The organism is Nocardiopsis gilva YIM 90087 (genome assembly GCF_002263495.1).
GTDB lineage: Bacteria > Actinomycetota > Actinomycetes > Streptosporangiales > Streptosporangiaceae > Nocardiopsis_C > Nocardiopsis_C gilva.
The window spans coordinates 5,723,602-5,736,486 of the sequence record NZ_CP022753.1 but is presented as its reverse complement, the minus strand read 5'-3'; the positions used below and the strand labels follow the sequence as shown (position 1 = coordinate 5,736,486).

The 12,885-nt window shown below is 70.3% G+C and carries 9 protein-coding genes; 7 read left to right on the top strand and 2 right to left on the bottom strand.

The features are described from left to right. The first annotated feature begins 43 nt into the window (after positions 1 to 43). Positions 44 to 1,084, top strand: a complete 1,041-nt coding sequence (gene tsaD, locus CDO52_RS24975) for a tRNA (adenosine(37)-N6)-threonylcarbamoyltransferase complex transferase subunit TsaD (protein WP_017621588.1) — start codon at positions 44 to 46, stop codon at positions 1,082 to 1,084. A gap of 506 nt (positions 1,085 to 1,590) precedes the next feature. Here tsaD and CDO52_RS24970 read toward each other — a convergent pair. Then, complete coding sequence (locus CDO52_RS24970; RefSeq protein ID WP_017621589.1) at positions 1,591 to 3,810, bottom strand: apolipoprotein A-IV repeat region-like domain-containing protein; 2,220 nt, start codon at positions 3,808 to 3,810, stop codon at positions 1,591 to 1,593. A gap of 389 nt (positions 3,811 to 4,199) precedes the next feature. Next, entirely contained in the window at positions 4,200 to 5,453 is a 1,254-nt protein-coding gene (locus CDO52_RS24965; RefSeq protein WP_094932746.1) for a class I SAM-dependent methyltransferase, read from the bottom strand. Positions 5,454 to 5,643: 190 nt separating this feature from the next. Here CDO52_RS24965 and groES point away from each other — a divergent pair, with 190 nt between their 5' ends. The 6 genes from groES to CDO52_RS24935 all read left to right on the top strand — a co-directional run bounded on the left by groES (position 5,644) and on the right by CDO52_RS24935 (position 12,702). Continuing rightward, a complete protein-coding gene (gene groES, locus CDO52_RS24960; RefSeq protein WP_026126378.1) occupies positions 5,644 to 5,952 on the top strand; it encodes a co-chaperone GroES in 309 nt (102 codons plus the stop codon). Between the two features lie 113 nt (positions 5,953 to 6,065). Beyond that, positions 6,066 to 7,685 carry a chaperonin GroEL gene (gene groL / locus CDO52_RS24955; protein ID WP_017621592.1) on the top strand — a complete coding sequence of 540 codons (1,620 nt, stop codon included), beginning with the start codon at positions 6,066 to 6,068 and terminating at the stop codon, positions 7,683 to 7,685. Between the two features lie 213 nt (positions 7,686 to 7,898). Beyond that, positions 7,899 to 8,486, top strand: coding sequence for a sigma-70 family RNA polymerase sigma factor (locus tag CDO52_RS24950; RefSeq protein WP_017621593.1), 588 nt, complete (start codon positions 7,899 to 7,901; stop codon positions 8,484 to 8,486). A gap of 265 nt (positions 8,487 to 8,751) precedes the next feature. Then, on the top strand, positions 8,752 to 10,242 hold the full coding sequence (gene guaB / locus CDO52_RS24945; protein WP_017621594.1) for an IMP dehydrogenase: 1,491 nt from the start codon (positions 8,752 to 8,754) through the stop codon (positions 10,240 to 10,242). A 185-nt stretch (positions 10,243 to 10,427) separates the two neighbouring features. Beyond that, complete coding sequence (locus tag CDO52_RS24940) at positions 10,428 to 11,543, top strand: GuaB3 family IMP dehydrogenase-related protein (RefSeq protein ID WP_094932745.1); 1,116 nt, start codon at positions 10,428 to 10,430, stop codon at positions 11,541 to 11,543. Between the two features lie 286 nt (positions 11,544 to 11,829). Beyond that, entirely contained in the window at positions 11,830 to 12,702 is an 873-nt protein-coding gene (locus CDO52_RS24935) for a lytic transglycosylase domain-containing protein (protein WP_017621596.1), read from the top strand. Positions 12,703 to 12,885: the final 183 nt, after the last annotated feature.

Sequence of the window (12,885 nt, the reverse complement as noted above, 5' to 3'; positions counted from 1 at the left end):
CGGGAGCGGACGCGACCGTGACGGAGAATGAAGAGAAGACGCGATGAGCAACCGTGACCTGCCCCTGATCATGGGGATCGAGACCTCGTGCGACGAGACCGGCGTCGGCCTCGTCCGCGGCTGCGAGCTGCTCGGCGACGAGGTGGCGTCCAGCGTCGAGCAGCACGTCCGCTTCGGCGGCGTCGTTCCCGAGGTGGCCAGCCGCGCCCACCTGGAGGCGATGGTGCCGACCGTGCACCGCGCGCTCGACAGCGCCGGGGCGAAACTCTCCGACGTCGACGCGATCGCCGTCACGGCGGGGCCGGGCCTGGCCGGGGCGCTGCTCGTCGGGGTCTCCGCCGCCAAGGCCTACGCGCTCGCGCTCGGTAAGCCGCTCTACGGCGTCAACCACCTGGTCGGCCACGTGGCCGTGGACCAACTGGAACACGGCCCGCTGCCCAAGCCCGCCATCGCACTGCTCGTCTCGGGCGGCCACACCTCCCTGCTGCTGGTGCGCGACGTGGCCACCGACGTCCAGTCGCTCGGCGACACCGTCGACGACGCCGCGGGCGAGGCCTACGACAAGGTCGCCCGCCTGCTCGGCCTGCCCTACCCGGGCGGCCCCCACATCGACCGCGCGGCCCGCGAGGGCGACCCGAGGTCGATCCGCTTCCCGCGCGGCAAGTGGGGCGACGGCACCTACGACTTCTCCTTCTCCGGCCTGAAGACCGCGGTCGCCCGATGGGTGGAGGACGGTGAGCGCAACGGGAGCGACCTGTCGGTCCCCGACATCGCCGCAGCCTTCCAGGAATCCGTGGCCGACGTCCTCACCCGCAAGGCGGTGGACGCCTGCGTCGAACACGGCGTGGGCAGCCTGGTCATCAGCGGCGGCGTGGCCGCCAACTCCCGCATCCGCGCCCTGGCGGAACAGCGCTGCGCCGAGGCCGGGGTGGAACTCCGCGTCCCCCGCCCCCGACTGTGCACGGACAACGGCGCCATGATCGCCGCCCTGGGCGCCGAAGTCGTCGCCGCGGGCCTGCCGCCGTCCACCCTGGACCTGGCCACCGACACCTCCCTGCCGATCAACCGCCCTCTCGCGGTCTAACGGCGAGTGGATCCCACCTTTCCCTCCAGCGGATAAGGCTCGGGCACGTCAAGTCAGGAATCCCCGCATGTGCGGGGCTTACCTGATGGCGCGCTGCTGCCAGTAGCGGGCGCGCGGTCCACCCCCGCGTGCGCGGCTTACAGCAAATGACCTGCTGAAATGTGGCGCGTTATGTTCTTGTGATGTCGCAGTGTGGCTCCAGGGTGGTAGCTGGAAGACGCCGAGAATCTCGATTTCGCGGGATCTCCTGTGGCTTGGCGGCCATCTGACTGTCTCGAACGGTGGCGACACTAGCGGGCGTGTGCCTTCTGCATATGGCCGGGAGCCGCCCGAGCCGGGTTACCGCGAACCTGCCGACAGCTCCCCATGCGCTCCCCGGCCGGGCGCTGTCTGTGGTCGAGCGTAGGTCAGGCATCTCCAGAGCGGCGAGACTTTCCACAGGCTGAGGAAAAAGGGCCGGTCCGTGCGGACCGGCCCTTCGTGTCGCGCGGGTGACGACGCCCTCGTTACTCGTCGTCTTCGTCATCCTCGTCGCGGCGGCGCTTCTTCTTGCCGTCGCGGCCGGGGCGCAGCAGCGCCTCGGCGAGGGCGAGCATGGTCTCTTCGAGGGACGCCAGGCGCTTGGTGACGTCGTCGTGGGACGTTTCCACGGCCTCGTTGATGGTCTCTTCGAACTCGTGCCGGTCGGGGCGGTTCTGGAGTTCGCGGAGGATCGGCTCCAGGGACTCGAGCAGGCTGCGGTCGACGGCGTCGAAGCGGTCGGAGTGGTCGATGACCGGACGGTCGACCAGTTCGGTGAGGCGGCGGTGGAGTTCGCTGACCTCCATCGAGGCGGGCAGCTGGCCGAGGCGCTGGTTGAGGGCTTCGAGGCGGTCGTCCACGGCCTCCAGGCGGCCGTCGACCCCGCTGATGTGGCCGTTGACGCCCTCGAACTGGCCTTCGACGCCGGTGACCCGGCCTTCGATTCCGTCGAGGCGGCCGTTGAGGCCGTCGAGGCGACCGTCGACACCGTCGATCTTGCCGTCGATGCCTTCGAAGCTGCCCTCGAAGTGGCCTTCGAAGGTGTCGAAGCGGTCGGAGAGTCGGCCGAGGCCGTGTTCGTACTTGCCGGTGATGGAGCTGAGGTGCTGGTCGACCTTGCCGCTCAGCTCCCGGTGCTGCTGGTCCAGGCGCTCGTCGACGGACGTGCGGTACTCCTCCAGGCGTTCGTCCACCGAGGTGCGGTGCTGCTCCAGGTGCTCGGTCACCGCCGCCCGGTGCTGCTCGCCCAGCTCGGTCAGGGCGGTGTGCCGCTCGTCGACCTTCTCGTTGAGTTCGCGGACGCTGCGGTCCAGGGAGGTGCGCATCTCGGCCAGGGCGGAGGTGGCCGCCGCCACGTCCTCCTCGGCCTTGGTACGCAGGGTCTCGGTGGTCTCCGCGAGCCGGGCGAGGATGCTCTCGCGCTGCTGGTCGTCGCGCTCGCGCAGTTCGGCGCGCTGCAGTTCGAGCTGCTCGTTCAGCTCACCGAGGCGCTCGCGCAGGTGGGCGCTGACGGAACCGAGCTTCTCGTCGGTCGCCTCGGCCAGCTTCACGACCGCGCTGTTGGTGTCGGCGACCGCGGCGGTGGCCTCGGCGTGGTTCTCGTCGGCCTGCGTGCTGAGGTTGGCCACGCTCTCGCGCAGAGCGGTGGTCAGCGCCTCGTGCTGCTCCTGAGCCGTGCCGGTCAGGGTCTGGACGTCGTCGTCGAGCTTGGCGGTGAGGGCGGTGTGGTGCGTCTCGGCGGTGCCGCGCAGGTCCTCGGTGCTGGCGTCGACCTTGGTCCGCAGCTCCTCGGACGCGCTGTCCAGCTTGCCGCTCAGGGTCTCGGTCGCGCCGTCGAGCTTGCCGCCCAGCTCCTCGGCGGTGGTCTCCAGCTGCGTGGTGACGGTGCTGTGGTGCTCCTGGGCCGTGCCGGTCAGGGTCTGGACGCCGTCGTCGAGCTTGGTGGTGACCGCCTCGTGCTGCTCGCGCAGTGTCTCCTGCAGCGCCTCGTGCCGCTCGGTGACGGCCGCGGCCAGCGCCTCCCGGCCCTCGGTGACCGCCTGCTCCAGGGCGGCGCGCCCCTCGGTGACGGCGGTGGTCAGGGCCTCGTGCTGCTCGGCCGCCGCGCCCATGGCGGCCTCGTGCCGACCGTCCACGCGCTCGCCGACGTCCGCGATCGCGGTCTCCAGGGCCTCCGCGCGGGCGGCCAGCGACTCGATCGCCTCGTCGGCGCGGCTGAAGCGCGCCTCGATGGTGGAGGCCAGTTCCTCCAAGCGCTCGCTCACCGCGTCGACCTGGGCCGCGGTGCGGGATCCCGTCTCGGCGACGCTCTGCAGCCGGGTCAGCGCCGTGTCGACGTTGCCGCCGATCTGGCGGACGTCGGTGCGCAGCGTGGCCATTTCCGCCAGCGGCTTGACCCGCTCGCCGACCAGCGCGATGTGCTCGGCGAGGGTCTCGGCCCACTCCGGCGGACGCGTGCTGAGCTCGTCGACGCGGCTCTGTACCGCCGCGAGGCCCTCCGCCAGCGTGGCGAACTCCCGCTCACGGAACTCGCGTAGCAGCCACTCCATGCCCTCAAGGCGCTGGCGCATCTCCTCGGAGATCGCGCCCTGCGTCTTCTGTTCCGAGACCTGGTCCTGCGCGGCCCGTGAGAGGAGGTCCCGCATTCGGTCGGAGATCCCGGTCTGACCTCCTCCGTTGAGGAAGTTGTGGTTGGACTGTTCCACCGAGGTGCTCCTTTGGCTCTGGCGCCCCGGTCCTGCTCCGACGGGAGGACGGGGGTGTTGTGGAGAGAATCGCCGGCACGGAGGAAGGGGCGGGACCTGCCGACGTATTGCGTTCACATTCGGATGTCCGACGCCTACTCGCCGTAAGCCTACGAGGCGCGGTGAACCATCGTTCGTTAGGGGTTCACTCTCCGCCCATACGGCTGACAGAGAATCCGGGAGTAGGGGGAATGGATTCAGTGGGGGTCAGTCTAACGACATGGGGCAGCGTTCACTGTGATCGAGGAAGAAAGACATCGGTTCCGGATGCAACACCGGTGTTCGTCACATTAGTACTGTCTGTCCTATCAGTCACGCCCGCCCTTTTCTGGAGTTGTCGGAAACTCTCTTTACGGGAAGGCCGTGACCTCGCAACACAGGAGAGCCACGGGGCGTTCGCCGATCCTGGTGAGCACAACCACAGCCGACTCCGGTCCCGACGCCCGGAGGTCGCGCCGTAGTTTCTCGACGTCGACGGCCGATCCCCGTTTCTTGATCGTTACGGTTCCGACCTGGCGTTCTCGAAGTGCGGAGCGCAGCCGCTTTAGGGAAAAGGGCAGTACATCGGTCACTTCGTAGGCACGGGAGAACGGCGTGGCGACCAGCCGATCGGACGTGATGTAGGCGATGTGCGGGTCGAGCAGGGCGCCCTCGACCTCCTCCGCCGCCTCGGCGACCAGATGGGCGCGGATCACCGCGCCGTCCGGCTCGTACAGGTAGCGGCCCGGCTCCGCCACCGGTGGAGTGCCCAGGCCGGGGTCGGCGGTCAGCGTGGCCGGTTCCGCCCCCGCACGCAGAAGCGTGGCTCGGCGGCCGCCGTCGCTCAGCGCCCCGAACCACAGCGCGGCCTCCTTCACCTCGCCGCCCACCGAGATCCACTCGGCCGCGCACCCCTCGGGCACCAGGTCGTGCGGGATGCCCGGGGCCGCCTTCACGCACGCGGCCGACGCGGCCTGGGCGAGCGCCATGACCGCGCTCCACGGCGGCGAGTAGGCGTCGGGGTCGAAGATGCGGCCCCGCTTGCCGCGCCGCGCCGGGTCGCAGAACACCGCGTCGTAGGCGCCGGGTTCGGTCTCGGTGACGTCGCCCTCCCGCACCCGGGCGCGCTCGCCCAGCCCCCGGGCCGCGATGTTGGCTTCGGCGACGGCGACCGTGAACGGATCGGCGTCGACGCCCTCGACCCGCAGCCCCGCCTCGGCCAGGCTCAGCAGGTCGGCGCCGATCCCGCAGCCCAGGTCGCCCACGAGCGCCTCCCGCGACACGCCGGCGGCGAAGCGGCGGGCGCGGTACGCGGCGACCGGGCGACGGGTGGACTGCTCCAGCCCGTTGGGGGTGAAGTACATGCGCTCGGCCGACTCGCCGAACTTCTCCCGCGCGCGCCCGCGTAGGCGCGCCTGCGTGAGCGCCGCGCCGACCAGTTCGGACAGGTCGACCCCGAGGGCGTCGGTGCCCTCCACCGGCGTGCGGCGCAGCCGGGTGGCGACCCCGAGCGGATCGGCCTCGACCTCGGCCGGGTCCAGCGCCTCCAACAGCCGCTGTCCAGCGGGCGTGAGCAGCGCTTCGAATGCCGAGATCTGAGCCGTGACCTGCTCGTTGCCCTGCACGCTCTTCCCCCTGTGACCTGTTGTTTGACGAGCCTCACGGGCACGACTAATGTTCCATACTGGCACTCTCAAGGGTAGAGTGCTAACCGCGACGAGGCCGGTCTGGCACCCGCGACGGCAGGCCGCCGTGGTCGCCCCTTTTGCCAAGCATGACGTCTCGAACCATCGAATGAAGGGGGAGGTCACAACCGTGTCGACCGCCACCAAGACCGTGCTGAAGCCGCTTGAGGACCGCGTCGTCGTCAAGACGCTGGAGGCCGAGCAGACCACGGCGTCCGGCCTGGTCATCCCGGACACCGCCAAGGAGAAGCCGCAGGAGGGCGAGGTCCTCGCGGTGGGCCCGGGCCGCCTCGACGACAAGGGCAACCGTGTCGCCCTGGACGTCAACGTGGGCGACGTCGTCCTGTACAGCAAGTACGGCGGCACCGAGGTCAAGTACGACAACGAGGAGTACCTCGTTCTCTCCGCCCGCGACCTGCTCGCGGTCGTCGAGAAGTAGGTCTCGGCACTCACTGACGTCACCCATGTGACATCCCGCCCCGGCCGGCTCGCAGCCGGGCGGGGCGGTTCTCTTATCTCCGACGTACTTGCACGGATTGAGGAAAGCTCACCATGCCGAAGATCCTGGAGTTCGAGGACGAGGCTCGCCGCGCCCTCGAGCGGGGCGTCGACCGCCTCGCCAACGCTGTGAAGGTGACGCTGGGCCCGCGCGGGCGCAACGTCGTCATCGACAAGAAGTTCGGTGCTCCGACCATCACCAACGACGGTGTGACCGTCGCCCGTGAGGTCGAGCTGGAGGACCCCTACGAGGACCTGGGGGCCCAGCTCGTCAAGGAGGTCGCCACCAAGACCAACGACACCGCGGGTGACGGCACCACCACCGCCACCGTGCTCGCCCAGGCGCTCGTGCGCGAGGGCCTGCGCAGCGTCGCCGCCGGTGCGTCCCCGATGTCGCTGAAGAAGGGCATCGACGCCGCCGCGGCCCGCGTCTCCGAAGCACTCGTGGAGCGCGCCCGCGAGGTCGGCGAGCGCGCCGACATCGCCTACGTCGCGACCAACTCCGCCCAGGACGCGCAGATCGGTGACATGATCGCCGAGGCCTTCGACAAGGTCGGCAAGGACGGTGTCATCACCGTCGAGGAGGCCCCGACCTTCGGCCTCGACCTCGACTTCACCGAGGGCATGCAGTTCGACAAGGGGTACATCTCGCCCTACTTCGTGACCGACGGCGAGCGCCAGGAGGCGGTGCTGGAGGACGCGCAGATCCTGATCCACCAGGGCAAGATCTCCAACCTCAACGAGCTGCTTCCGCTGCTGGAGAAGATCGTCCAGAACAAGAAGCCGCTGCTGATCATCGCCGAGGACATCGAGGGCGACGCGCTCGGCGCGCTGGTCCTCAACAAGATCCGCGGCACGCTCAACGTCGCCGCGGTCAAGGCCCCCGGCTTCGGCGAGCGCCGCAAGGCGATGCTGCAGGACATCGCGACCCTCACCGGCGGCCAGGTCATCGCCGAGGAGGTCGGCCTCACCCTGGAGAACGCCGAGCTCGACGTCCTGGGCTCCGCCCGTCGCATCACCATCACCAAGGACGACACCACCATCGTCGACGGTGGCGGTGAGCAGTCCGCGGTCGACGACCGGGTCAACCAGATCCGCAAGGAGATCGAGGCCAGCGACTCCGACTGGGACCGCGAGAAGCTGCAGGAGCGCCTGGCCAAGCTGGCCGGCGGCGTCTCCGTGCTGCGCGTCGGCGCGGCCACCGAGGTGGAGCTCAAGGAGAAGAAGCACCGCCTGGAGGACGCCATCTCGGCCACCCGTGCCGCGATCGAGGAGGGCATCGTCCCCGGTGGTGGCGCCTCCCTGGTGCACGCCGCCGCGGCCCTGGACGCCCTCGACATGAGCGGCGACGAGGCCACCGGCGCGTCGATCGTCCGCCGGGCGCTCAACGAGCCGGCCCGCTGGATCGCCGAGAACGCGGGCGCCGAGGGCTACGTGGTCACCCACAAGATCGCCGAGCTGGAGGTCGGCCACGGCTACAACGCCGCGACCGGCGAGTACGGCGACCTCATGGCGCAGGGCATCATCGACCCAGTCAAGGTCACCCGCTCCGCGGTGCAGAACGCCGCCTCCATCGCCGGCATGCTGCTGACGACCGAGGTACTGGTCGTCGACAAGCCGGAGGACGAGGACGAGGGCGCGGCGGCCGGTCACGGCCACGGTCACGGCCACTGATCTCGGCTGGTCTCCGCCCTGTGGGGTGGTGAAGCGGCCCGCGTGCGCGGGCGTCTGCCGTACCACGCGTGCCCCGGGTCCCACTCGGGGCACGCGTGTCATTACCCGGCATTTCCCTTAAATGTGATCATTCTGTAGCCGTGGTTCGTGACTGGCGGGTCCGCTCGCGGGGGCATCATTCGATACGTGACGGATCCACGCGGTGCGGGGGGCATGCTCGCGGAACGATCAGGTGCCCGGCGGCACGACACAGAACTGAGCCAGCTGACCACGCTGGCGGTCCAAGGTGATCATGGGGCGGTCGACTCCCTCATCCGCGAGGTGCGCCCCATGGTGGTCCGGTATTGCCGAGCGCGCCTGGCCCGCGTCTCGGGTTACGTACACTATTCCGATGACGTCGCGCAAGAGGTGTGCATCGCACTCCTGGCCGCGCTCCCCCGCTACGAGGACATGGGTCGGCCCTTCGCGTCGTTCGTGTTCGGGATCGCCGCGCACAAGGTGGCCGACGCACTACGCGGCTCCACCCGCGACGTTCCCACCGACGCGGTACCGGACTGTCCCGACGACGGGCCGGGCCCGGAGGAGGCCGCAGTGCGCACCATCGAGGCGGAGCGGGCCCGTGCACTGCTCAGTGAACTCCCCGAGCAGCAGCGTCGGCTGCTGGTCATGCGCGTGATTGCGGGTCTATCTGCTGATGAGACGGGACATGTTCTGGGAATGTCGGCCGGAGCGGTTCGGGTTGCCCAGCACCGAGCTCTTGCTCGGCTTCGGAAGGTGGCCGTGGCGAACCGCCTCATCTAGCCGTACCCACCACGCCCCGATCCGTCCCGGTCCCCGCGGCCGTCGCTGCCCGTCCCGGATCCGCACCCGCGACCACTGCGCCTACGGCCGCCGCATCCACTGACGGCAACTGCGCGGCAGGCGAGGTGTGCCCGGGAGCGGTGTGATTCCGCGCACGGGGTGCCCGGTGTGACGTGGGTCGTCACGCCAGACGCAAGATGCGCGCCGGTCAGCGCCCTAGGATGAAATAACACGCGGGAGTGGTCGCAAGAGGGCGGAGGGCGTCATGACGCAGATGAACACGGGGGACGGCGAGAAGGTTCTGCCGCCGGGACTCACCTACGACGACGTGCTGCTGGTTCCGGGCTACTCGGACCTGCAGCCGGGAGAGACCGACACCGGCACCCGGCTCTCCCGCAACATCAGCCTGCGCATCCCGCTGCTGTCGGCCGCCATGGACACCGTGACCGAGGCGCGCATGGCCGTGGCCATGGCCCGCCAGGGCGGCGCCGGGGTGCTGCACCGCAACCTGTCCATCGAGGACCAGGCCGCCCAGGTCGACCTGGTGAAGCGTTCCGAGGCGGGGATGGTCACCGACCCGGTGACATGCGGCCCCGACGACACGCTCGCCGACGTCGAGGCGCTCAGCGCGCACTACCGCATCTCCGGCGCCCCGGTCACCGACGACGACGGGCGCCTGGTCGGCATCGTCACCAACCGCGACATGCGCTTCGAGGACGACCGCAGCCGCAGGGTGCGCGATGTCATGACCCCGATGCCGCTGGTCACCGCACCGGTCGGGGTGAGCCGCGACGAGGCCTTCCGGCTGCTGCGCGACAACAAGGTCGAGAAGCTGCCGCTGGTCGACGGCGAGGGGCGGCTGCGCGGCCTGATCACCGTCAAGGACTTCATCAAGAGCGAGCAGTTCCCCGACGCCACCAAGGACGCCGACGGCCGCCTCGTGGTCGGCGCCGCCGTGGGCGTGGGGCCGGACTCCGAGCAGCGGGCCAAAGCCCTGATGGACGCCGGTGCCGACTTCATCGTCGTCGACACCGCCCACGGCCACTCCGCCGGTGTCCTGGAGATGATCGCCAAGCTCAAGGCCAACTCCCGCGCCGACATCATCGGCGGCAACATCTCCACCCGCGCCGCCGCGCAGGCCCTCATCGACGCCGGTGCCGACGCCGTCAAGGTCGGGGTGGGCCCCGGCTCCATCTGCACCACCCGCGTCGTCGCCGGTGTGGGCGCCCCGCAGGTCACCGCCGTTCTGGCGGCCTCCAAGGCGGCCGGACCGGCCAACGTCCCGGTGATCGCCGACGGCGGCCTGCAGTACTCCGGCGACATCGCCAAGGCCCTCGTGGCCGGTGCGAGCACCGTGATGCTCGGCAGCCTGCTGGCGGGCGTGGAGGAGAGCCCGGGCGAGCTCATCTTCATCAACGGCAAGCAGTACAAGACCTACCGCGGCATGGGGTCGCTCGGCGCCATGCGCGGGCGCTCCTTCTCCAAGGACCGCTACTCCCAGGCCGACGTCGCCTCCGAGGAGAAGCTCATCCCGGAGGGCGTCGAGGGCCAGGTGCCCTACCGCGGTCCGCTGGAGGCGGTCTCGCACCAGCTCACCGGCGGCCTGCGGCAGTCCATGTGGTACGCGGGCGCGCGCACCGTCGCCGAGCTGGGGGAGAAGGGCCAGCTCATGCAGATCACCTCGGCCGGTCTCAAGGAGAGCCACCCGCACGACATCCAGATGACCGTCGAGGCGCCGAACTACTCCAAGCGCTAGAAGCGGGTCCAGGGGCCGCGGAATCGAAGACGTCGGGATCCCGGACGACCAGGGCGTTGGCCGCGACCAGCGGGCGAGTCTCCCGGGAGGCGGCGGGCCGCCGCCACCCGGCCCGGAGGTAAACTCGCGGCGGCAGTATCCGCCGGTGATCGTGCCGGTGAAGCACGCAAGAGGGGATCTAAGCGTTGGCTCAGGTTGAGATCGGGCTGGGCAAGAACGGGCGCCGCGCCTACGAGCTCGACGAGATCGGGATCGTTCCCGCCCGACGGACCCGTGACCCCGAGGAAGTGTCCATCGCGTGGCAGATCGACGCCTACCGGTTTGAAACGCCGCTGGTCGTCAGCCCGATGGACAGCGTCGCCTCGCCGAAGACGATCGTCTCCGTCGGCGAGCAGGGCGGTCTGGGCGTCCTGGACCTGGAAGGGCTGTGGACGCGCTACGAGGACCCCGAGCCGCTACTGGCCGAGATCCACGAACTCGATGACGAGGCCGCGACCCGGCGGCTGCAGGACATCTACTCCGCCCCCATCAAGGAGGAGTTGATCGGCCGCCGCATCGAGGAGATCCGCGCCTCCGGTGTCGTCACCGCCGCCCGGCTCTCGCCGCAGCGCACCGCGCAGTACCACAAGGCCGTCATCGACGCCGGTGTCGACATCTTCGTCATCCGCGGCACCACGGTCTCGGCCGAGCACGTCTCCGGGCGCGCCGAGCCGCTCAACCTCAAGCAGTTCATCTACGACCTGGATGTCCCGGTCGTCGTCGGCGGCTGCGCCACCTACACGGCGGCGCTGCACCTCATGCGCACCGGCGCGGCCGGTGTGCTGGTCGGCTTCGGCGGCGGCTCCGGGCACACCACCCGCTCCGTGCTGGGCGTGGCCGTGCCGATGGCGAGCGCCATCGGCGACGTGGCCGCGGCCCGCCGCGACTACCTCGATGAGTCCGGCGGCCGGTACGTGCACGTCATCGCCGACGGCGGGATGACCAGCAGCGGCGACATCGCCAAGGCGCTGGCCTGCGGCTCCGACGCCGTCATGGTCGGCTCGCCGCTGGCGCGCGCCGCCGAGGCGCCCGGCCACGGCTACCACTGGGGCAGCGAGGCCCACCACAGCGAGCTGCCGCGCGGCGAACGGGTGAATGTCGGCACCATCGGCGACCTCAAGTCGATCCTGCACGGCCCCGCGTCCACCAGCGACGGCTCCATGAACATGATGGGCGCCCTCCGCCGGACCATGGCCACCGCAGGGTACACCGACCTCAAGGAGTTCCAGCGCGTGGAGGTCGTGGTCAACCCGCACCGCTGACCGACGTCCGTGTGGGCATGGCCCGTTCCCTCCGGGCGCGGTAGCGCTCGGCCGCGGGGGATGGGGATACGCCGTCCCGCTGGGAGGGCAGGTCGCGCACTACCATCAACCGGGGCGCCGCTCGTGTGAAATCGAGCGGCGTCCTTCCTTTTTTCGTTCGGCCCCTGCCTGTGATCCGCGAAGTCGCGTAGGTTGTTCTCTCGGCGTAGGCCGTTGCGTACGTGAGCGTGTGTCGAGGGCGACCGATTCGTCCCGTCGTGCGCTCGGTGAGCGAGTGAGGTAGTCCGTGACAGTTTCCCCCCCGGTCGGGCAGGACGCGGAAGCGTCCGCGGCCCAACCCCTCCCTCATCGGAAACCAGCCGCGGTCGCCGCCGCGGCCGTCCTCTCCGCGGCGGGACTGACCGCCGGGATCGTGGCCGTCGTCGGCGGCCTCAACCCTTCAGCGGTGCCCCCACAGCCCCCACCCGGTCCGCAGGAGGCCGGTGGCGTCATCGACACCGTCCCCGCCGACGGCGCGGAAGCGGCCGAGCAGGCCGAGCTCCACGCCGACGAACGCCCGTCGCCCGCCGCCCAAGAGACCGCGTCGGCGGATCCCCTCCCCGAGTGGCTCGACACCAACTCCGAGGCCTCCGGTGTGCCGCGCCGCGCCCTGCTGGCCTACGCCAAAGCGCAGCTGCGGCTGATGGAGGAGCAGCCGGGGTGCCGGATCTCCTGGCCCACCCTGGCCGCCATCGGTGAGGTGGAGTCCAGGCACGGCACGTACGCGGGCGGGGAAGTCGGGTCCGACGGGCGCACCACCGTCGACATCATCGGCATCCCGCTCGACGGCTCCAACAACACCGCGGCCATCGTCGACACCGACGGGGGCGAGCTCGACGGCGACAGCAGGTGGGACCGCGCGGTCGGGCCGATGCAGTTCATCCCCACCACCTGGGAGCAGTGGGGCGCCGACGCCGACGGCGACGGCCGCGCAAACCCGCACGACATCGACGACACCGCCCTGACCGCCGCCCGCTACCTGTGCGCGGAGGGACGCGACCTGACCGACCAGGAGGACTGGTGGCGGGCGGTGCTCGCCTACAACCAGTCCGAGTCCTACGCCCGCGACATCCTCGACATCGCCAACCGCTACGCGGCCGACGCCGCCCGCGCCACCTGACCCGGGCGCTCGCAAACGACGCGAGTGCCCCCACACCCCCGATGGTCTTCCGTTGATCTCGGAGATATCGGGGTAAAAATCGCCGCTGAAACCCCAATATCCCCGAGATCAACGAAGGCATCGGTGACTCCCGACGCGCCGACCGCGTCGACGCTCTTCCCGGAGAGTGGCGGGTTAGCCTGG

Excerpts from the sequence above, each read along its gene's own strand:
- tsaD (WP_017621588.1), top strand. The coding sequence starts at position 44 with ATGAGCAACCGTGACCTGCCCCTGATCATGGGGATCGAGACCTCGTGC.
- CDO52_RS24950 (WP_017621593.1), top strand. The coding sequence starts at position 7,899 with ATGCTCGCGGAACGATCAGGTGCCCGGCGGCACGACACAGAACTGAGC.
- groL (WP_017621592.1), top strand. The coding sequence starts at position 6,066 with ATGCCGAAGATCCTGGAGTTCGAGGACGAGGCTCGCCGCGCCCTCGAG.
- guaB (WP_017621594.1), top strand. The coding sequence starts at position 8,752 with ATGACGCAGATGAACACGGGGGACGGCGAGAAGGTTCTGCCGCCGGGA.